Raw genomic sequence first — 20,742 nt, forward strand, 5'->3', positions numbered from 1 at the left:
GCGGCGGGTCAGCGGCGCGGAGCCGGGGACCGGGGCGCACCGCGCCTCAGTGCCAGCGCGTCCCCAGGACGAGCGCGAGGATGATCCCGCCGAAGCCGATGGCCAGGTTCCAGTTCCCCAGGTCGCTCATGTAGGGGATCATCGTTCCGGCGATGTAGTACACCGCGATCCACAGCACGCCGAGCACCATCAGAGTGACCAGCGTCGGCAGCACCCACCGCGGGCTGACCTTGGGCTTGGCCGCCGACGGCGGAGGCGTGTAAACGGCCTTCTTCTTGCGATCGCTGCGGGACTTGGGCACGGTCGCTGCTCCAAATACGAATCGGCCGGAAACTACGAGACTGGCACTTTCAGTCTACGCCCAATCGAGCGGTTGCGGGACGCCCGCGGCGGCCGCTGCACCGGGCGATGCGCCGGTGGCCTGCGGAAACCCCGCCCCCGGTCGGGATGAGCCGCGTTAATGCCGCCCGCCCCGACCGGGGCCTGCGCCGCTGCGCCGCGGCGCCCCCGCCGAGGTCACTCGCCTCCGGGCGGCCACGGCAGCTCGGTGGGCCAGCCCTCCGGCGGCTGGGTGCCGCCTCCGGGCGGAGGAGTCGTCGGCTGGGTGGTCGGAGTCGTGGGCTGCGGTGCGGGCTCGGCGGCCACCACCACCGTGACGGTGCTGCCCGGATCCACCTCGGTGCCGGCCTCGGGATCCTGGCGGATCACCCGGCCCGGCTCCACCTCGTCGCTGGGCTCCTGCTGGACGCCGGCGCTCAGCCCGGCGTCGCTCAGCGCGCTCTCCGCCTCCTGCTGGGTCATGTTGGACAGGTCGGGAACCGCCACCTGCTCGGGCCCCGAGGAGATGACCAGGTCGATCCGGCTGCCGGGATCGGCGGACTGGCCGCCGGGCGGACTGGTGCGGATCACCTGCCCTTCGGGATAGGACGACGACGCCTCCTCACTGGTGTCGCCGACCTCGAACCCGGCGTCCTGGAGCATCTGCGCCGCCGTGTCGCGGTCCTGCCCGACGACGTTGGGGATCTCCTGCGACCCCGGACCGCTGGAGATCAGCAGCGTGATCTCGCTGCCGGGACTGCGCTCCTGGCCGGCCGGCGGCTCGGTGCCGATCGCGTCGCCCTCCGGTACGTCGTCGCTGTTCTCCTCATCGACGCTGACGTTGGTGAACCCCCGCTGCTCCAGTTCCTGCTCGGCCTCCTCCTGGGACATCCCCTGGACTTCGGGGATCGTCAGGCTCTCCGCTGGGGGCTGGTTGAACAGCCACACGGCGAAGCCCAGCGCCGCCACCACCGCGACCGCGAGCAGGATCCACAGCGCCGTGCGCCGCCCGCTGCCCCGGCGGTCGTCGTCGTAGTAGTCGTCGTAGTCGTCGTCGCGGCGCTCCTCCACCGGAGGCAGCGACGTCGTCGCCCCCGCCGGCGCCATCGCCATCGTGCTCGCCTCGGTGGGCATGCCCTGGAGCCCGCGCTGGATGTCCTGGCGCATCTCCTCGGCGCTCTGGTACCGCTGGTCGCGGTCCTTGGTCATGGCGCGCAGCGTCACCTGCTCGACCCAGGCCGGGACCTCCGGGTCGACCTGAGAGGGCGGCACCGGCTCCTCGCGCACATGCTGGTAGGCGATGGAGACCGGGGAGTCGCCCGTGAACGGCGGCCGACCGGTGAGCAGCTCGTAGAGCACGCACCCGGTGGAGTAGATGTCGCTGCGGGCGTCGACGCGCTCGCCGCGCGCCTGCTCCGGCGAGAGGTACTGGGCGGTGCCGATGACCTGGGAGGTCTGGGTCATCGTCGCCTGGTTGTCGTTCATCGCGCGGGCGATGCCGAAGTCCATCACCTTGACCTCGGCCTGGCGCGTCAGCATGACGTTGGCCGGCTTGATGTCGCGGTGCACGATGCCGTTCTGGTGGCTGTACTCCAGCGCGCGCAGGATGCCGTCGGTGACCTCGGCGCAGCGCTCGGGGAGCAGCCGCCGGTCGTCGTCGAGCAGCTCCTTGAGAGTGCGCCCGTCGACGTACTCCATGATGATGAACGGGATCGCCAGCCCGTCGACCATGTCCTCGCCGGTGTCGTAGACGGCGATGATCGAGGGGTGGTTCAGTGACGCCGCCGACTGCGCCTCGCGCCGGAACCGGGTCTGGAACGTGTGGTCGCGGGCCAGATCGTGGCGAAGCGTCTTGACGGCCACCATCCGGTCCAGCCGCAGATCACGGGCGCGGTAGACCTCTGCCATGCCGCCCCGCCCGATGACTTGGTCGAGCTCGTAGCGGCCGCCGAGTAGCCGTGGCTGAGACATGTCGTGAACTGTTCCTCGTAATCTACGCGGCGCGCAAGGGCTCCGCGTCGCCTGGCGAGTGTCGGGTCATCGCGTGTTGCCGGTCAGCCTTCCCCCGCGCCTGCCGTGGAGCCGCCGCCTGCGGTACCACCGGTGTCGGTGCCCCCGCCCCCGGTTTCGGAGCCGCCGTCGTCGTCCCCTCCCCCGGGCGGTGTCTCGCCGCCGTCGGGCGCCTCGGTCTCGGACCCTCCCGTGCCGCCGGTGGGCTCGGTGGTCGAACCGCCGTCGCCGCCGCCGCCCGGCGGCGGGGCCGACGTGGCCGGCTGGGTCGGCTGCGGCTGGTAGTCGGTCTCCTCGTCGGGCGGCGTGTAGTCCTCGGTGCCGGAGTCCTCCTCATAGGTCTCCTGCTCCGTCACCGTCGGCTGCGGTTCGGGCGAACTGCTCTGCGATTGGTTCGGCTCCAGGTTGCCTACCTTGTTCCCCTCCGAGCCGGGCTCGCCGCCCATGCTCCACAGGCGTCCGGCCCAGACGACCCCGAGCACCAGGAGCGCCGTGGCCGCGACCGCGGCCAGCACCAGGGGGACGCTCACGCGGCGCCGGGGGGAAGCGGAGTCAACACTATCGGAGCCGCGCGCACCGTCCGCCGGAGGCATCGCGCCCCCGGCCACCGGGGTGAACTGGTCGGGGGTGTGGGAGGCGGCGGCGCCGGCGACCATCGTGTGGGCCGGGTCGGGCAGGTCCATTGCCGTGGTCGCGCCGGCTCCCAGGTCGCTGCGCAGCGCCTGGGTCGCCGCAGCCACCTCGCCGGCCGACTGCGGGCGGGCATCGGGCGACTTCTCCAGCAGCCGCATGACGAGCGCGGCGGCCTGCGGCGGTACGGAATCGGGCAGCGGCGGCGGTGGCTCCCGGGTGTGGGCCAGCGCCAGCGCCAGCGGGGTGTCGGAGGTGAAGGGCGGCTGGCCGGCCAGGCATTCGTAGGCCACCACGCCCAGCGCGTAGATGTCGGAGGCGTGGGTGGCCGGGCGGCCCGACGCCTGCTCCGGAGAGATGTACTGGGCGGTGCCCATCACCATGCCGGTCTGGGTGAGGGTCACCGACTCGTTTCCGCGCGCGATGCCGAAGTCGGTCAGCTTCACCGTGCCGTTCTCGGTGACCAGCAGGTTGCCCGGCTTGATGTCGCGGTGGACGACGCCGCGCGCGTGGGCCGCCGCCAGCGCGGCCGCGGCCTGGCCGACGATGTCCAGCGTGACGCTGGACTCCAGGCCGTCGTTGCGCCGCAGGATCGACGACAGCGGCTCGCCCGGCACGAGCTCCATGATCAGGAACGCGTGGCCGTCCTGCTCGCCGTAGTCGTAGACCTGGGCGATACCCGGGTGCGACAGGCCCGCGGTGATGCGGCCCTCCGTGCGGAACCGCTCGCGCGAGGTGGGCTCGGCCATCTGCGCGGGATGCAGCAGCTTGACCGCGACCTCGCGGTTGAGCAGGGTGTCCTCGGCGCGCCAGACGGTGCCCATGCCGCCGGAGCCGATCTGCTCCTGGAGCCGGTAGCGCCCGCTGAGCACCGTGCCCGCCAGGGAACCTGGGCCGGGGGAGCCCGCGTCGTTCTCGCTCACTCGTTGATCACAGCCTCCATCATCTCCTTCGCGATCGGAGCGGCGAGGGTGCCGCCGCTCTGGCCGCCGTGTTCGACGACCACCGCGACGGCGACCTGCGGGTCCTCGGCCGGTGCGAAGGAGATGAACCAGTTGTGTGTGGGACCGCTCGCGGTCTCGGCGGTGCCGGTCTTGCCGGCGACGTGGATACCGGGGATGGCGCCGGCGGGGCCCGAGGCCTCATCGCCCTCGGTGACGCCGATCATCATCTGGGTCAGATCCTCAGCGGTGCTGGAACTGATCGCGTTGGAATAGACCTCGGGCTGGGCGGCCTTGACCTCCTCCAGGTTCGAGTTCTGCACCGAGTCGACCAGGTAGGGCTTCATGACGTCGCCGTCGTTGGCCACGCCGGCGGCGACCATGGCCATCTGCAGGGGCGTCGCCTCGACATTGGCCTGGCCGATTCCGCTCCGGCCCAGGATATTGGGATCGGTCTCCAGGGGAGACGAACTTTCCACGACCGGTAGCGGGATCTCCATCGGGCCCTGGTTGAAGCCGAACGCCTCGGCCTGCTCGTGCATCTTCTGGCCGCCGAGTTCGATCGCCCAGTTGGCCATCGAGGTGTTGCAGGAGATCTCGATCGAGTGCGCCAGCGAGTCGGGGGCCCCGTTGTTGCACGGCCCGCCCCAGGCGTTGGGCAGCGGCGCGCCCAGGTCCAGAGTCGCCGGGGCCTCCTGCGTGGACTCCGGCGTGGCGCCGTTCTCCAGCGCGGCGGCGGCGGTGACGACCTTGAACGTCGACCCGGGCGGGTAGACCTGCTGCAGGCCGCGGTTGAGCAGCGGCTGCTGCTCGCTGGCCTCCAGTTCGGTCCAGTTCTTGGCCGCGGCGTCGGTCTCGGTGACGCTGGCGACGCTGTTGGGGTCGTAGGTGGGGTGGGAGTAGGAGGCCAGCACGGCGCCGGTCTCGGGGTCGAGGGCCACGGCCGCGCCGTTCTTGCCCAGCGACTGGAACCCGTCCATGGCGGCCTGCTGCGCGCCCGAGTCCAGCGTCAGGTAGACGTCGGCCCCCTTGGGTTCCTCGCCGGTGAGCATGTCGCGGAAGTTGTTCACCGCCAGCAGCTCGTTGGAGCCGTCCAGGAACGAGTTCTCGGCCCGCTCGATTCCGGTGGCCGAGCCCGCGCGGAACGCGCCCACCACCGGCGCGTACATGGAGCCGTTCTCGTAGTGGCGCTGGAACTGCTCGCTGTCGCCGCCCACGGGCTCGGAGTAGGCGACCTCCTCGCTGCCCACCAGGATCGAGCCGCGGTGCTGGGTGAGGCTCTCGATGAACTGGCGGCGGTTGTAGGGGTGCTCGCGCAGCGTCTCGGCCTGGAACGTCTGGATCCAGGACACGTTGAGCAGCAGCACCCCGAAGAGCGCCATGGTGAACAGCGCGAGGCGTCGGATGGGCTTGTTCATCGTGAAATCACCTGGGTCGCGCCTTCGTCCTGAATGGCCTGGGGGGCGGGCTTGCGTGCGTTGTTGCTCATCCGCATCAGCAGGGCGAGCATGATCCAGCTCGACAGCAGCGCCGAACCGCCCTTGGCGACGAAGGGGATGGTCGCACCGGTCATCGGGATCACCCGGGTGACCCCGCCGATGACGACGAACGTCTGGAACGCGATCAGGAACGAGATCCCCGATGCGAACATCTTGATGAAGAGCTCCTTGGAGGCCAGCGCGATGCGCATGCCGCGCTCGACCAGCAGGGCCATCGACAGCAGCATGACCATGATCCCGGCCAGCCCCAGCTCCTCACCGAAGGCCGCGAAGATGAAGTCGTTCTGCACCTCCGGCACGTAGCCGGGCTTGCCGCCGCCCAGGCCGGTTCCCGTCATGCCGCCCTCGGCCAGCGCGAACAGGCCCTGGACGAGCTGCTGGCTGTTACCGAGGGTGTTGCAGAACGAGTCGGGGTTGGCCATCGCCTCGTCGGTGCAGTACACGTCGGGGCGGAAGGCCTCAAGCCAGGTGACCATGCGCACCCGGAAGTGCGGGACGAACGGGTAGATCGCCGCGCAGGCGCCGAAGAACGCGGTGAGGCCGATGACCAGCCAGTTGGCGCGGTGCGTGGCGACGTAGATCATCGCCAGGAAGGTGCCGAACAGCATCAGCGAGGTGCCGAGGTCGTTCATCAGGATGACCAGCACGATGATGCAGAAGCCCCACATGACCGCCATTGGCGCGGTGTCGCGCGCCCGGGGCAGGTCGAGCACCTTCACGGGGCCCACCTTGATCTGCCGCGAGGCCAGCGCCATCACGTCGCGCTTGCTGACCATGTAGCCCGCCAGGAAGATCACCAGGGCGATCTTGGCGAACTCCGAGGGCTGCAACGTGGTGACGCCCAGGTTGATCCACTGCCGCGCGCCGTTGACCGTCATGCCCAGGCCCGGGATCGCGGGCAGGAGCAGCAGCACCACCGCGCTCAGCGCCATGATGTAGGGGTAGCGCTGCAGCGTGCGGGGCTCCTTGAGGAAGTAGACGACGGCGGCGAACACGGCCATGCTGGCCGCGGTGAGGATCAGCTGGTCCAGCGCGCTGCCCCGGGAGGTGTCGCCGGTTGCCTCGAACAGCCGCCACAGCATGGCGATGCCCAGGCCGTTGAGCAGGGTGGCCAGCGGCAGCAGCAGCGGATCCGACCACGGTGCGAAGAACCGGATGAACAAGTGCGCCAGCAGCGCCAGCCCGCCGAAGAGCACGCCGTAGACGAACAGGCTGGCCGGCATCTCGCCGTTGCGCGTGAGACCGGCCTCGACCATGGCGAACAGCGTGAGCGCGACCGCGAACACCGTCATGACGAGTTCGGCGTTGCGCCGCTTGACCGGCGGCAGCTGCGTGGGTGCCTCTGTCGTCACCTCACTCCCCCTCCGTCGGATTGGCGAGGGCGCCGCCGACCGTGTTCTGCGCCGCCCCGCCGTCCTGGTCCCGGCTCCGCTGGGACTCCTGGCCGCTCTGCCCCTGCTCCTGCTGGCCCGACTGGTCGGACTGACCGGTCTGGTCGGCGCCGAGTCCGCAGGACTCGGGGTCGGCGGCGCAGGCGTCGGCCGTCTCGCGCAGGTCGGCGAGCCGGCCCTCGGCGTCGCCGCGGCTGTCGAGGGGGATGGTGGAGTTGACGGCGTTGCGCTGGGTCTGCGGCAGGCCGTCGAGGGGGATGTCGGTGTTCTGGATCTGCTCGGCCAGGTCGTAGCCGGCGATGTCGGTGTCGAGGCCCTGGTAGAGGGCGACCGTGGAGCCGTCTTCGGAAGGGCCGATGAAGTACTGGTTGCTCAGGTACTGCGAGCCGAAGTAGAAGCCCGCCGCGGCCACAGCTGCGGCGATCACCAGGAAGGTGACCACCATCGGCCACCAGCGGCGGGTGCGGGGCGGGTCCTCGGGTTCGGGTTCGGCGGCCGCGCGCACGTCGTCGAAGGCGGGGATGCGGTCCATCTCGGCGGTGTCGCCGGAGGAGCGGCTCAGTCCCTGGGCGCGGCCGGCGGGGGTGTCGGGGGTCATCACCGGCTCGCGGCGCTGGTCGGCGGCGCCGACGATCGCGGGCTGCTGGGTGGGGCCTTCGGGGTCGGTCGCGGTGTCGATGACGTCGGCGACGACGGCCGTGATGTTGTCGGGGCCGCCGCTGCGGTTGGCGAGGTCGATGAGCCGGCGCGCGGCGGCGTCGGGGTGCGGCTCGGCCTCCAGGGTCTGGCGGATGGTGTCGGGGCTGACCACCCCGGAAAGCCCGTCCGAGCACAGCAGGTAGCGATCGCCCACCCGCGCCTCGCTGACCGAGACGTCGGGGTCGACCTGGCTGCGGCCGTCGAGCGCGCGCAGCAGCAGGGACCGCTGGGGGTGGGTGGCGACCTCCTCCTCGGTGATCTTGCCTTCGTCGACGAGGGTCTGCACGAGCGTGTGGTCGTGGGTGATCTGCCCGAACTCCTCGCCCCGCAGCAGGTAGGCGCGGGAATCACCGACGTGGATCATGGCGACTCGCGCCCCCGACCAGAGCATGGCCGTTAGGGTGGTGCCCATGTTCTCCAGGCGGGGTTCGTCCTTCACCCGCTGGGCGAGCATCGAGTTCGCGTTCTCGACGGCCTGCTGCAGGGAGCTGACCATCTCCTCGGTCGTGGGCACGTCCTCGTCCAGCGCACTGAGAGTCGAGACGGCGATGGCGCTGGCGATCTCGCCGCCGGCATGACCGCCCATTCCGTCGGCGACCGCGAGGAGGTACGGGCCGGCGTAGGCGGAGTCTTCGTTGCCTTCGCGGAGGCATCCTACGTCGGAGTACGCCGCGTATCGGAGAGCGATTGTCATTTGCGCAGTTCCAGGACGGTTTTGCCGATGCGGATGGGTTGTCCGACCGAAATGGGCTGGGGGCGGGTCAGCCGCTGCTGACCGAGGTAGGTGCCGTTCGTCGATCCGAGGTCCTCGACGACCCAGCGCCCCTCGTCGGAGAAGATGCGGGCGTGCCGACCGGATGCGTAGTCGTCGTTGATGACGAGTGTGGCGTCGTTGGCCCGGCCGATGACGATCGGCTGCGAGGTCAGGTTCAGCGAGGTGCCGGCGAGCGGCCCCTTGGTGACGACCAGGGAGCGCGGCTCGTTGCGGCGCCCGCGGGGAGCGCGCGCGGGCCGCGCGGGCGCGGAGGTCCGGCGCTCCTCGCTGCGCTTGCTGCGCTTGGACTTGCTCTTGGCGGGGCCGAGAAGGTCGGTGCGGATCACGCCGACCGCCATGATCACGAACAGCCACAGCACGCAGAGGAACGCGATCCTGATCAGCATGAGGGTCAAGTCGGACATTGAACTGCTCTTCAGCCCCTGTCGTGCTCCGGCGAGGTGGCGATCATCGGAGCCGCCACCGCGTCTACTCGGCGTCGGACCCTAGGCGATCGTGGCGGAAAAGCCGAACGAACTCAATGGAGGGAACCATGGAGGGAGCCTAGGAGGCGTCGCCGGTCATTCGGCCGCTGCCGGCCCTGCGGCTGCGGCACCTTATGGGTGGGTGGTGGGTGGAGGCTCTTCCCCGTCTGCTGTGACGCGGCGAGAGCGCGTTTGGTTGCGGGAGGTTCGCGCCGGGGGGAGCCCGAAGCGCCGGGTCTTTAGTCGCGGCGGAAGGTCATGGTGGTGCGGCCCAGGCTGATCCGGCTGCCGTCCACCAGGCGCGCGCGCTTGACCTGCTGGCCGTTGACGAAGGTGCCGTTGGTCGAGCCGAGGTCGACGAGGACCGCCTCGTCGTCCTCCACCCTGATCTCGGCATGGTGGCGCGATACGCCGTTGTCCACCAGCCGCAGGTGGCAGTCGGTGCCCCGGCCCAGCAGGGTCACCTGCGTGTTCAGTACGAAGGACTGCTGCATGCCCTGGCTCGCGGCCGAGCCCTCGGCGGTGGCTCCTCCCGGCGAGATCAGCAGGCGCGGGTACCCCTGGGCGTCGGCGGCGTTGCGGGGCTGATCGCTGACGGGCTGCCGGATCTCGCCGCTTTCGACAGTGGAGCCGCGGATCACCCCGGAGCGGATGCGGAACCGGCCGATCTGCAGGTCGGCCTCGGCCTTGAAATGGACGCGCACGGGACCGACGAAGGAGTATCCCTGCTCCGTCGCGTAATCGCGCGCGAGCTTGGCCAGTTCCTGGCCGATGGTGTCGGCCAGGGCGTCCATCTGTTCGGCGTCCTCGCCGGAGAGCTCCACGACGAAGTCGTTCGGCACCAGGGTGCGGCCCTGGGCGACGATGGCGGCGCGCTCGTCCATCTCCCGCTGGACGGCGCTGGCGATCTCGACCGGTTCGAGTTTCGACTTGAAGGCCCGAGCGAAGGTGCCTTCGATCATGCCTCCAAGCCTGCGCTCGAAGCGTTGGAGCACTCCCACGAGGTACCTCCCTTACTCCACTCCGGATGTACTGACGATCGTAACCGGGTAATCGCCCCCTTCGACTCACGCGTGTTTCTCCGCGAGCCCGCGGGGTGCTTCGACGCGCCGTCTTCCCTCCGGCCCGCTCCCTCGCTTGTCGGTCCAGACGGCGCCGCGCCCCGCACACCCGCTCAGGCTCCGGCGCCGATCCAGCCGGGCGGGGTGCCGCCGCCTTCCGGAGTGGAGCCCCGCGGTGGAGGAGATAAGCGTGCACGGACCACCCGATGTCCGTGCTAATCTGGTGTCTGTCGCCGGGCGGAGGCGCACCGAACCCCCCAGGTCGGAGCCGGCCCCGGCAAATCAACCGTATATGTGTGCAATCATATACGTGTCACTCGGGCGGGTGGCGGAACGGTAGACGCGCACGGTTCAGGTCCGTGTGTCCGAAAGGATGTGAGGGTTCAAATCCCTCCTCGCCCACACAGGGGATACCTCGGGAGGCGCCTCCCGGTTTCCCAGCGGATCGACGACGGGCCCCGCCGCTTGCGGCGGGGCCCGTTTCGTTGTTGCGGGCCGGGCCGGCAGCTCCGCCTCGGGCCGGCCGGTCGGCAGCCGCCCCGCCCGCGCCGGCGCCGCGGCCTTCGTGCGAGACTGCCCGCGTGAGCCTGAGTGAGCGACTGCACACCGCCGGACGGCCGCTGGTCGAGGAACAGCTCGCCCACCCCACGGTCGCGGGCATCGCGTCCGGGGACCTGGACGAGCGCGTCTTCGCGTCCTGGCTGGAACAGGACTACCTCTACCTGCGCGACTACGTCCGCGTCTTCGCCCGGTTGGCCTGGCAGGCCCCGTCCGCGCACCTGGAGTCGCTGGTCGACCTCGCCCACTCCACGCTGCACGAGGAGCTCCGGCTGCACCGGTCCCTCTCGGCGGAGTTCGGCGCCGACCTGGACGGGGCGGTCAAGGGCCCGGTATGCGAGGCGTACACGTCGTGGCTGCTGGAGGCCGCGGCGGACTACGGCGAGGGCCTCGCGGCCGTCTACCCCTGCATGTGGGGCTACTCCTCGCTCGGCGCCGAACTCGCCCGCGGACCGCAGCCGGCCGATCCGCGCTTCCGGCGCTGGATCGAGACCTACTCCGACCCCGGGTTCGCCGACCTGACGCGGCACGTGGCGCGGATGCTGGACGAGACCCCGGTCGACCCCGACCGGGCGCTGGACCTCTTCCTCCGGGGCATGCGCTACGAGGTCGACTTCTGGACGGTGCCCGGGTAGGCACGCGTCCGACCGGATCAGGGGGCCAGCACGGCTCCCAGGTCCTCGTAGCGCTTCAGTTCGCAGCCGTCGGCCCGGGTGAGCTCGGCGTCGATCTCGGTGTCGCCGACATGGCCCGTCACGCGGGCGACCTGCGGGCCGCCGTAGATGAACGTGCACGGGGTGTCGGCGGGCACCGGCTCGAACGCCTCGGCGCCGCCGGCCTCGGCGAGGTCGGCGCACGCGGCTTCGGGCGCGGGATGGTCTCCGCCCGCGGGGTCGCAGGTGAGCCGCCAGTGCCGCGGTTCGGTCGGGGAGGGGCTGGGCACGGGGGAGGGATCGGCGGCGCCGCTGGGCTCGCCGGATCCGGTGGTGGAGACGCGGATGGTGAGTTCGGTCTCGGCGGGCCGGGCGCCGGTGCCGGAGGAGGCCGAGGCGGCCGTGCCGTCCGGAGAGGGCTCCGGCGGCGTGCGGACCTCGTCTTGGCCGCAGCCCGCCGCGGCCGTGGCGAGGGCGAACAGGGCGGCGGCCACCGGCGCGGCCGCTGTGATCGGCGTGCGCATACCCTGTTCGACGTGGTGGGGCGCGCGGCGGTTCCCTCGGCGACGCCCGCATCACGCACAGTCGCCGCCCGCGGGGCGTGCACCCCGTGCCGGTCCGAATAAGCGGGTTTGCGGGGAGGCAGAGGACCCCGCGGCGCCGCACGAGGAGAATCGAGGAGCATCCGGTGTTCGCTGAGAGTGTGCCCGTGGTCGAGGTCGGGTCGGTGCCTCCCGACGGCTACCTGCTCGACGTCCGCGAGGACGACGAGTGGGCGGCGGGCCACGCGCCCGAGGCAGTGCACATCCCGCTGAGCCGGCTGGCCGAGCGGGCCGGGGAGATCCCCCGCGACCAGCAGGTCTACGTGGTCTGCCGGGTCGGCGGGCGCTCCGCGCAGGCGGTGCAGGCGCTCAACGACGCCGGCTGGCAGGCCGCCAACGTCGCAGGCGGGATGCAGGCTTGGGCGCTGTCGGGGCGCGAACTGGTCAGCGAGACCGAAGACGAGCCGCGCGTGGCCTGACCTGGACGGCCGCCTCCGCGCGGGCGGGCGGGCCCGGCCTTGCCCGATGGCCGGATGTCTGCTTTTGGGGAAAGGCGAGCCGCGCGGGCGCTTGCGGGTGGCACTATGTCGAGGTGGCCCCCGATCACTTCGCCCCCAGCGCCGACGCCGTCCTGGCGTACGCCGCCGACGCGATCGTGGCCGTGGACACCGATCTGCGGGTCGTGCTGTGGAACCCGGCCGCCGAGCGCATGTTCGGCTGGACCTTCGCCGAGGTCGCCGGCCGCCCCCTGCCGATCGTGCCCGACGAGCTGATGGCCGAGCACCACGCCATCCTGGAGCGCGTGCGTGCGGGCGGGCCGCTCTCCATTGTCAGCCGCCGGCTGCGCCGCGACGGCACCGTCGTCGACGTCCGCATCGACACCAGCTCCCTGTGGGACGAGCAGGGCCGGCTCACCGGCTGGCTCGGCGTCTTCCACACCTACGAGGAGATCGGTGCGGTCCAGAGCCATATGACCGAGCGGGCGCGGCTGGTGCGCCGGCTCACCGACGTGGTCGCCGACATCAACGCCGACCTCGACCTCGACGCCGTGCTGGACCGCATCGCCCACAGCCTGACGGAGCTCACCGGGGCCGACGCCGGCGGTTTCGCCCTGATCGAGGACGACCAGCTGCGGCTGGTGAGTCTGACCCAGCTGTCGGACCACCTGCGCGGCTACCAGGCGCCGCTGGAGTCCAGCCTGTTCGGCGAGCTGCTGCGCAGCGGCAAGACGGTGCTGCTGGCCACCGACGACACCCGCAGCCTGGACGATCTCATCTGGGCCGACCTCGACGGCCTGCACACCATCGCGCTGGGCGTGTCCAACGTCCAGGGCAGGCCCTACGGGGCGCTCTACGCGCTCTACAGCAGACGCAAGGTGGGCCACGTCGAGCTGGAGCTGCTGGAGCTGCTGGCGGCCCACGCGGGGGTCGCGCTCGGCAACGCCATGGCCTACCGCGAGATCGTGCGCCAGCGTGCCCACGAGCACGCCGTCGTCGACTCCAGCGCCGACGGCATCGCGGTGCTGGGGGCCAGCGGCCTGGTGCGCAAGTGGAACCGCTCGGCCGCGGAGCTGACCGGTTACGCCATGGCCGACGCCGTGGGCCGGCATCCGCCGTTCCCGCTGCCGGCCCGCCAGGGCGAGAACATCAGGCACCGCCTGGACAACGGCCGCTGGCTGGAGATCCTCATCACCGACATCCCCGAGACCGGCGAGCGGGTGGTGGACTTCCGCGACATCACCGAGGCCAAGGCGCTGGAGGAGGAGAAGGACCTCTTCCTGGCCACGGCCGGCCACGAGCTGCGCACCCCGATCACGGTCGTGCAGGGCTTCGCCAGCACGCTGGTGCGGCGCTGGGAGCAGCTCGACGACGACGCGCGCCGCAGCGCCGTCGACACCATCGCCGAGCGCTCGGGCACGCTCGCCCAGCTTGTCGAGAATCTGCTGCTGGGATCCGACGCCCGCGAGGCCGAACTGAAGACGGGCAACCACCCCTTCGACCTGGAGCGGCTGCTGCACGACAGCGCGACGGCGTTCCAGCCGTTCTCCGACCGGCACACGCTGGAGCTGGAGGTCCCGGCGCACCTGCCCTTCGCCCTGGGCGATCCCACCGCCACCGACGTCGTCATCGGCCAGCTACTGGAGAACGCGTTCAAGTACTCCCCGGAGGGCGGGCGCATCGTCGTGCGTGCCGCCGCCGAAGGGCCGTACGTGGCGGTGTGCGTCGAGGACGAGGGGATCGGCATCCAACCGGGCGACGAGGAGCGCATCTTCGGGCGGTTCGTGCAGGGCGAGGCGGGCGACCGCCGCCGGTTCGGCGGAATCGGGCTGGGCCTGTACATCGCCCGACGGCTGGCCCGCGCGCAGGGCGGCGAGGTCACGGCCCACCCGCGGGAGTCCACGGGGACCCGGATGAGATTCACGTTACATTCCGCGCCGGCACCCGAGCCGGGCAAGCCCGAGATCCCGGACCAGTAGCCGATTCCGCCGCCGACGAAGCCGGCCCGCACGTCCGCTTGGCTGCGCTGCGGGGGAGACGGGTGCCGATGAGGTGTTTCCGGGGTGGACGAACGGGGCATTTCGGCCCTGGCAGAGTCGCATTGCCGAGGCTTTGCCGCGAACCGACCAAGTGAATACGGACGAATAACGAGGTCGGGGCGTGGGCGGCAGGCTCGTGCTCCCGCCGGTTGCTGAGCAAAGCCGGACGCGCGGGATGGAGCGCGCCGAGGAACGGGAGAAGTACGTGTCACGAGTTGTACTGCTGCCGCACGCAGCGTCGAGTGTGACGAGCGCGCGCCGGCGGCTCTGCTCTGATCTGCGTGCCTGCGGTGTTGGCCCCGCCAAGGTCGACGACGCCGCCATCGTCCTGAGCGAACTGCTGAGCAACGCGCTGCGCCACGCCGCTCCGCTGCCCGAGCCCTTCCCGCCCGGATGCGTGCAGGTCGCCTGGGAGGTCGAGAACCCCTCGGCGGCCGGCGGCCGGGACGGATGGCTGGAGGTCGCGGTGCGCGACGGCGGAGCCCAGACCCTGCCGAGACTGGCGCGCCCGTCGCTGTCGGCCCTGGGCGGGCGCGGCCTGGGCATCGTGGAGCACATCGCGGCCAAGTGGGGAACCGAGGTCGACGACCGGGTGACCACGGTGTGGGCGGTCCTGGAGACCGCCGTTGCGGAGCCGCCGGAGCGCGGTGTGCCGGCGTCGCACCGGTCTTACGACCAGGCGTCCGGCGGGCGGATCCCGGTGGCGCCGCCGCAGCAGGCGGCCCGGACCTGAACCGCCCGCCCGCCGCCGAGCGGGCGGTTCGCGGAACACGCGGTGATCCGCGCGGTGCCTGATGTAGATTCTCGCTGGGGCTGAGCGCGGCGGCCTGCGCCGGTCGGAGACGCGACCGCGCGGGGCCTGCGGTCCGGATTTCGGACATTCGTGGCCGCAGCAAAGGGAAGTTCCGAAACGCGGTCGCCGATGTGGCCACCACTCCCCGTGGGCGCTACAGTCTCGACTGTGGAGTTGAAGATCTCGAGTCAGTCTCAGGGCGATTGCGCCGTTGTCGCTGTGCGCGGAGAGATTGACCTCTATACGGCACCGCAGCTGCAGAGCGGGCTCGTCAACGCGCTGGAGGACGGTGCGCGGCGCCTGATGGTCGACATGTCGCAGGTGGAGTTCTGCGACTCGACGGGGATGAGCGTCCTGCTGTCGGCCATGAAGCGCGCCCGCACCAAGGAGGGCGACCTCGCGCTCGTGGCGCCCAAGCCCGGGGTCCGCAAGGTCCTGGAGGTCACCGGGCTCGACGCGGTCTTCACCATCGAGGACTCCACCGACGCGCTGCCCAGAACTGCCGAATCGAGCCCGATGGGTTAAGCCGTGTTCAAGAACGGCGGGGGTGCGGCTTTCAGGAACCCTCCGGGTACCACCTGGGGTGGCCACCATCGAGGTTGCGGCAATGGGGCTGGGTTGCGCGCAGCGCCGCGCGCCCACCCGTCAGCCCACCGCCACCCGGACGAGACGCTGCGCGTCACGGGCTCGATTCAATGCCGCTGAGCGCACGGCACCCTTTTGCGCCGGAGGCCCGCCACTGATGGTGCGGCCCCATCTGGCGGGTACCGCGTGCGCTCGGCGGCAGGCAGGCACGTGACGCGAAGCGTCTCCGATGGGGTGGTGGCGGGCTGACGGGCGGCCGCGCACCTGCCCGGCGGAGTCTCCGAGAGCCGTCTGGCCGTCTGCACCCGCATTCCGAACCGGGTGCGCGAAACGCGGAGAGTGCCGTTCTGTTCACCGACGGTAGCGGTTACTCTCGCACTGTGGTGACTACCTTGACTACGTATCTGGTCGTACTCGCGGTGCTCGCAGGCCTCGGCGGCCTCGCCCTGGGCGTCTACGCCCTGATGCGCGTGCGCTCCGCCGCGGACGACTGCCGGGAGCTGGTCGAACGGCTGCTGCCTGAGGGAAGCGGGCTGGACACGCGGGCCGTGCGCGATGTCGCCGTCGTGCGCTACGACGCCTTGGAGGAGATGTCCGGGGCGCGCTCGTTCTCGCTGGCCCTGCTCAACGCCGCGGGCGACGGCGTCGTGGTGACCTCGATCAACGGGCGCACCGAGTCCCGCACCTACGCCAAGGAGATCGAGCAGGGCCGTGCCGAGGAGGCGCTGTCCCCCGAGGAGTACCGGGCCGTCAGGGCCGCGCGCCTCGGCCGGGGCCCGGGCAGCGTCCCCGGCGGCGACCCCGCCGCCAGGGCGGCACCGCGCGCCGACGAGGGCGGGTCCCGCCGCAGGCGCGACCACGCCGCGCCGCCGCGGAAGGACCCGGCGCCGGAGCGGGATGCCGGTGCGGCGCCCGACGCCCCGGCCGAATCCGGCAGGGCGGGCAAGGAGCGGGCCCCCGCGGCGACCGGTCCGGACCCTGATACGCCGGCCGTCCGCTCGCTGGGAGCCGCCCCGTCCGGGGCCCCCGCCAGCGGCACGTCGGGCGCCGCCGACTGACCGGCCGGGGCGCACCGCGGCCGGCAGGCGCGGTGCGCCCCGGCCGGCCGGCAGGCCGTTCGACCGGGATCGCGCCCTGGGACGCAGCGCGCTTCGCCCTGGCAGCGGGGCATGCGGCCCGGTCGGCGGCTGCGCCGGCCGGGCCACGCCATGCGCAGCACTCACGGGTATAACCTGCAGAATATGCGTTACGCCTACCTCGGCCCCGAAGGGACCTTCACCGAGGCCGCGCTCCGCGCGCTCAAGCCCGAGGCGCCGGAGGCGGCCCGCGTCCCCTACATCGGGGTCGACGCCGTGTTCGCCGCCATCCGCCGCGGCGACGTCGACGGCGGCACGGTGCCGCTGGAGAACTCCGTCGAAGGCGGGGTCACCGCCACGATCGCCGAGCTGATCAACGGCGATCCGCTGCTGATCGCCGCCGAGGCCGCCCTGCCCGTTGAGTTCACCCTGTTCGGACGCGAGGGCGCGACGATCGCCGACGTCAAGCGGATCGCCACCCACCCGCACGCGCTGGCGCAGTGTCGCGGCTGGCTGGCGCGCCATCTGCCCGACGCCGAGGTGTTCACGGTCTCCTCCACCGCCGCCGCGGCCCAGGGCGTCGCCGACCCCGGCAGCGCCTACGACGCCGCCATCTGCGCGCGTATCGCCGGGGAGCGCAACGGGCTGCACGCGCTGGCCGAAGGCGTGGGCGACCGCGCCGACGCCGCCACGCGCTTCGTCCACCTGGTCCGGCCGCAGCCGCTGCCCGAGCCCACCGGCACCGACCGCACATCGCTGGTGGCCTTCCTCTCCGACGACCACCCGGGCGCGCTGGTCGAGCTGCTCAACCAGTTCGCGGTGCGGGGCGTCAACCTCACCCGGCTGGAGTCGCGGCCCACGGGCGACGGCCTGGGCCGGTACTGCTTCTGCCTCGACGCCGACGGCCACGTCGCCGACCCCGCTGTCGGCGAGGCGCTGATGGGGCTGCGCCGGCTGTGCAAGGAGGTCCGGTTCCTCGGCAGCTACCCGCGGGCCGAGGCCGACACCGAACTGACCCCGTTCATGCCGACGCGCGGCACCACCAGCGCCGACTTCTACGAGGCCCAGGAGTGGCTGGCCCGCATCCGCGCGGGCCGCATCGACTGACCCCGGCCGCGGCCGGGGCGCCGCTCAGCCCGTCGGCTCCGGGGCTGCCGACGGGGGCTGCCGGTCCAGCACTCTGGCGAGCTGCCCGCGCAGCGCCATCTCCAGGGCCGCGTCCTCCGGGCAGAGATAAGGCAGCTGGTCCAGGGCTGCCAGCACCTCCGCCGCCGTCATGGCGCCCAGTGCCTTCATCGGCCACGGCTGGGGCATGCTCCCGCTCCTTCCCGCTTCACGCGGCGCGCCCCCCGCGCGCCGCATCCGGTACACGGCCGAGGGCGGCGGTTATGACGCCGCTTTTCGCCGCCGATCCGCAGGCCACGGAGCAGGCGGGCGGGGTCGGCCCCTGTGGAAACCGGTGTGTGGGCCGGTGCGATCGCCGGTAGCCTGCAGACGTGATCGACCTTCGCGCTCTCAGAGAATCCCCCGACCGCCTGCGCGCCTCGCAGCGGGCCCGCGGCGAGGACGAAACCGTCGTCGACCGCCTGCTCGACCTCGACTCGCGGCGCCGCGCCGCGCTCACCCGCTTCGAGGGGCTGCGCGCCGAGCAGAAGAACGCGGGCAAGGCGGTCTCCTCGGCGGCGCCCGAGGAGCGGGAGTCGCTGCTGGCCAGGGCCAAGGAGCTGGCGGCCGACGTCAAGCAGGCCGACGCCGAGGCCGGCGAGCTCGGCGCCGAGGTCGACCGGCTGCTGCGCGAGATCCCCAACATCGTCGACGACGACACCCCGCAGGGAGGTGTCGACGACTTCCGGGTGCTGGAGCACGTCGGCACCCCGGCCGAGTTCGACTTCACCCCGCGCGACCACCTGGAACTGGGCGAGCTGCTCGGCGCCGTCGACACCGAGCGCGGGGCCAAGGTCTCGGGTGCGCGCTTCTACTTCCTCACCGGTGTCGGCGCCCTGCTGGAGCTGGGGCTGCTGAACATGGCCATGCAGCAGGCGGTGGCCAACGGGTTCACCCCGATGGTTCCGCCGGTGCTGGTCCGGCCCGAGACCATGGAGGGCACCGGGTTCCTCGGCGCCCACGCCGACGAGGTCTACCGCCTGGAGGCCGACGACCTCTACCTGGTCGGCACCTCGGAGGTGCCGCTGGCCGGGTTCCACGCCGACGAGATCCTCGCCGTCGACGCCCTGCCCACGCGCTACGTGGGGTGGTCGTCGTGCTTCCGCAGGGAGGCCGGCTCCTACGGCAAGGACACCCGCGGCATCATCCGGGTGCACCAGTTCAACAAGGTCGAGATGTTCGTCTACACCCATCCCGACGAGGCCCGCCGGGAGCACGAGCGGCTGCTGGCCTGGGAGCGCGAGATGCTCGACAAGCTGGAGGTGCCCTACCGGGTGGTCGACATCGCAGGCGGCGACCTCGGCAGCAGCGCCGCGCGCAAGTTCGACTGCGAGGCCTGGCTGCCCACCCAGGGCCGCTACCGGGAGCTGACCTCGACCTCCAACTGCACCGACTTCCAGGCGCGGCGGCTGAACATCCGCTTCCGCGACGACACCGGCAAACCGCGCCACGCCGCCACGCTGAACGGCACGCTGGCCACCACCCGCTGGATCGTGGCGATCCTGGAGAACCACCAGCGCGCCGACGGCTCCGTGGTCGTGCCGGAGGCGCTGCGCCCGTTCGTCGGCGGCCGCGAGGTGCTCGAACCCCTCAAGCGCTGAAGCGCGGCGGCACCGCCGCCGAGCCTCAGTCGCGCGGCGCGGCGGGCAGCTCCGGCGCCGAGCAGTCGTGCCGCTGGGCGGAGGCTTCGGCGAAGTGCCGCAGGTCCGCGTACTCGCTCGGGGTGAGCGGTGCCGACCGCAGGTCGCGCCCGCTGTCCTCGGCGGGCCGCGCGGCAAAGACCGCGTCGCCCAGGGCGCCGCCGCAGGCGGCCGAGCCCCACACCGCGTAGGCGCTCGTGCCGGAGGGCCGCTCCCAGTCTCCGTAGCGCTCGTCGCCTTCGCCGCGCACGAAGGGGCCGTAGTAGGCCCGCAGCTGCAAGGAGTCTCCGAGCGCGCAGAACTCCACCGGCGCGGTGCGGGCCGGGGTCTCGCGCACCGTCGGATGCGACGCCACGCCCTTGCAGGTGCCGTCGGCGCGCTCGGCGTCCACGGGGTCGGCGGCGCCAGGGGATGCGAGTTGGCCGATGCTTCCCCCGGGATCGCCGGCGCATCCGGTGTGCCGGGCGGCCCGTTCCGCGATGGCGGCGGCGAGGCGGGCGACCCCGCGCCGCACGGATGCGTCGCCGCTGTCGGTGTCACCGCGTTCGACGGTCACCAGGACGCCGGCGCCCGTGCGGCGGTCCCAGTTCGGGCAGTCGAGCAGGACGGTGGCGCCGAGCTCCTGCTCGTCCGCGGCGACCAGGAAGCCCGACCAGCCCCCGGTCAGCGGGATCGGCAGCCGCGTGCCGTGCCGGTGGAACGTGTAGGCGTCGAACGCCGAACCGCTGCCGCTCGCCGTCTCGATCCGCATCTGCAGATCGTTCGCCCGGCAGGCCACCGGCAGGCCGTCCGGTTCGCTCACGCCCGCCGAGACGTCGTAGGCGTTGCTGGTGAGTTCGAGATCGCCGCCGCCGAACCCGCCTGCGGTCGTGCCGGTCAGCGCCAGCACAGCGTCCACCGGAAGCATCCCGTTGCAGGCCTCGGCCAGCCGGTCGCCGGGCGTCTGCTCCTTGATCCAGGCGTAGCCCCCGTAGCCGCCTCCAAGCAGTGCCGCCGCGGCCGCGGCCGCCACGGCACGCCTGGCCCACACGTTCACGTCGTTCCAGCCCACGCCGCCTTAACACCACCCGTCTCGACACCGGCGAAGCGCCACAGCTTAGCGGTCGGTCGGTATCGTCCGGAAAGCCGGGGCGGCGGTGGGAGTCGGGCAGAGCAGGAAGCCGGCCTCCCCGGCCGTGCGGGCTGCGCCTCCGTCGGGCCGGACGCGCAGCGGCGCCGGAAGGCGGGGCTCGGTCGAGCGAGCGGGGCCGCGCCGGGCCCGGCGGACCCCGCCGCCCGCCGCTTTCCAGGAACCCACCGGGTACCACCTGGGGCGGCCGCCATCGGGGTTGCGGCAATGGGCGCGGTTCGCGTAGCGCGATCCGCCCGCCCGTCAGCCCGCCACCACCCCAACGGAGACGCTGCGCG

At 72.1% G+C, this 20,742-nt stretch carries 19 protein-coding genes and 1 tRNA gene; 9 read left to right on the forward strand and 11 right to left on the reverse strand.

Annotation, left to right across the window (positions count from 1 at the left end; genetic code table 11):
- Positions 1-46 precede the first annotated feature (46 nt).
- From FZ103_RS23350 to FZ103_RS23385, 8 genes are all read right to left on the reverse strand, one after another.
- Positions 47-301, reverse strand: coding sequence for a cell division protein CrgA (locus FZ103_RS23350; RefSeq protein WP_186356762.1), 255 nt, complete (start codon positions 299-301; stop codon positions 47-49).
- A gap of 215 nt (positions 302-516) precedes the next feature.
- On the reverse strand, positions 517-2,289 hold the full coding sequence (pknB, locus tag FZ103_RS23355; protein WP_156004273.1) for a Stk1 family PASTA domain-containing Ser/Thr kinase: 1,773 nt from the start codon (positions 2,287-2,289) through the stop codon (positions 517-519).
- Between the two features lie 83 nt (positions 2,290-2,372).
- Positions 2,373-3,881 carry a serine/threonine-protein kinase gene (locus FZ103_RS23360; RefSeq protein WP_186356763.1) on the reverse strand — a complete coding sequence of 503 codons (1,509 nt, stop codon included), beginning with the start codon at positions 3,879-3,881 and terminating at the stop codon, positions 2,373-2,375.
- Positions 3,878-5,317 carry a penicillin-binding protein 2 gene (locus FZ103_RS23365; protein WP_156004275.1) on the reverse strand — a complete coding sequence of 480 codons (1,440 nt, stop codon included), beginning with the start codon at positions 5,315-5,317 and terminating at the stop codon, positions 3,878-3,880. Before FZ103_RS23365 ends, FZ103_RS23360 begins: the two co-directional genes overlap by 4 nt.
- Positions 5,314-6,690 (reverse strand): FtsW/RodA/SpoVE family cell cycle protein, encoded by a 1,377-nt coding sequence (locus FZ103_RS23370; protein ID WP_156004365.1) that lies wholly within the window; start codon positions 6,688-6,690, stop codon positions 5,314-5,316. Before FZ103_RS23370 ends, FZ103_RS23365 begins: the two co-directional genes overlap by 4 nt.
- Before the next feature lie 61 nt (positions 6,691-6,751).
- On the reverse strand, positions 6,752-8,182 hold the full coding sequence (locus tag FZ103_RS23375; RefSeq protein WP_156004277.1) for a Stp1/IreP family PP2C-type Ser/Thr phosphatase: 1,431 nt from the start codon (positions 8,180-8,182) through the stop codon (positions 6,752-6,754).
- Positions 8,179-8,667: an FHA domain-containing protein gene (locus FZ103_RS23380; RefSeq protein WP_156004279.1), complete on the reverse strand. Its 489-nt coding sequence runs from the start codon at positions 8,665-8,667 to the stop codon at positions 8,179-8,181. Before FZ103_RS23380 ends, FZ103_RS23375 begins: the two co-directional genes overlap by 4 nt.
- Before the next feature lie 299 nt (positions 8,668-8,966).
- Complete coding sequence (locus FZ103_RS23385; RefSeq protein WP_186356775.1) at positions 8,967-9,722, reverse strand: FHA domain-containing protein; 756 nt, start codon at positions 9,720-9,722, stop codon at positions 8,967-8,969.
- A gap of 385 nt (positions 9,723-10,107) precedes the next feature.
- Here FZ103_RS23385 and FZ103_RS23390 point away from each other — a divergent pair.
- Positions 10,108-10,190 (forward strand) — tRNA-Leu (locus tag FZ103_RS23390).
- A 179-nt stretch (positions 10,191-10,369) separates the two neighbouring features.
- Positions 10,370-10,981 carry a TenA family protein gene (locus FZ103_RS23395; protein ID WP_186356764.1) on the forward strand — a complete coding sequence of 204 codons (612 nt, stop codon included), beginning with the start codon at positions 10,370-10,372 and terminating at the stop codon, positions 10,979-10,981.
- 17 nt (positions 10,982-10,998) lie between these two features.
- Here FZ103_RS23395 and FZ103_RS23400 read toward each other — a convergent pair whose 3' ends face one another.
- Complete coding sequence (locus FZ103_RS23400) at positions 10,999-11,523, reverse strand: SSI family serine proteinase inhibitor (protein ID WP_156004283.1); 525 nt, start codon at positions 11,521-11,523, stop codon at positions 10,999-11,001.
- A gap of 164 nt (positions 11,524-11,687) precedes the next feature.
- Between FZ103_RS23400 and FZ103_RS23405 the strand changes: the two genes are divergently transcribed.
- The 6 genes from FZ103_RS23405 to pheA all read left to right on the forward strand — a co-directional run bounded on the left by FZ103_RS23405 (position 11,688) and on the right by pheA (position 17,638).
- A complete protein-coding gene (locus tag FZ103_RS23405) occupies positions 11,688-12,020 on the forward strand; it encodes a rhodanese-like domain-containing protein (RefSeq protein ID WP_186356765.1) in 333 nt (110 codons plus the stop codon).
- A 113-nt stretch (positions 12,021-12,133) separates the two neighbouring features.
- On the forward strand, positions 12,134-14,017 hold the full coding sequence (locus FZ103_RS23410) for a PAS domain S-box protein (protein ID WP_186356766.1): 1,884 nt from the start codon (positions 12,134-12,136) through the stop codon (positions 14,015-14,017).
- Between the two features lie 265 nt (positions 14,018-14,282).
- Complete coding sequence (locus FZ103_RS23415; protein ID WP_394350136.1) at positions 14,283-14,810, forward strand: ATP-binding protein; 528 nt, start codon at positions 14,283-14,285, stop codon at positions 14,808-14,810.
- Positions 14,811-15,038: 228 nt separating this feature from the next.
- A complete protein-coding gene (locus FZ103_RS23420; protein ID WP_343233674.1) occupies positions 15,039-15,395 on the forward strand; it encodes an STAS domain-containing protein in 357 nt (118 codons plus the stop codon).
- 440 nt (positions 15,396-15,835) lie between these two features.
- Entirely contained in the window at positions 15,836-16,513 is a 678-nt protein-coding gene (locus tag FZ103_RS23425; protein ID WP_343233675.1) for a DUF4446 family protein, read from the forward strand.
- Positions 16,514-16,696: 183 nt separating this feature from the next.
- The gene (gene pheA / locus FZ103_RS23430; protein ID WP_156004289.1) at positions 16,697-17,638 is read left to right on the forward strand and encodes a prephenate dehydratase; all 942 of its coding nucleotides are present in this window, start codon (positions 16,697-16,699) and stop codon (positions 17,636-17,638) included.
- 24 nt (positions 17,639-17,662) lie between these two features.
- Here pheA and FZ103_RS23435 read toward each other — a convergent pair whose 3' ends face one another.
- Positions 17,663-17,845, reverse strand: a complete 183-nt coding sequence (locus FZ103_RS23435; protein ID WP_156004291.1) for a hypothetical protein — start codon at positions 17,843-17,845, stop codon at positions 17,663-17,665.
- A gap of 182 nt (positions 17,846-18,027) precedes the next feature.
- On the opposite strand from FZ103_RS23435, the gene serS reads away from it, so the two are divergent.
- Positions 18,028-19,296, forward strand: coding sequence for a serine--tRNA ligase (gene serS, locus FZ103_RS23440; protein WP_186356767.1), 1,269 nt, complete (start codon positions 18,028-18,030; stop codon positions 19,294-19,296).
- 25 nt (positions 19,297-19,321) lie between these two features.
- Here the strand turns inward: serS and FZ103_RS23445 are convergent, their stop codons facing one another.
- Entirely contained in the window at positions 19,322-20,386 is a 1,065-nt protein-coding gene (locus tag FZ103_RS23445; RefSeq protein ID WP_156004293.1) for a hypothetical protein, read from the reverse strand.
- Between the last annotated feature and the right edge of the window lie 356 nt (positions 20,387-20,742).

Origin of the sequence: Streptomonospora sp. PA3 (assembly GCF_009728995.1) — a bacterium.
GTDB lineage: Bacteria > Actinomycetota > Actinomycetes > Streptosporangiales > Streptosporangiaceae > Streptomonospora.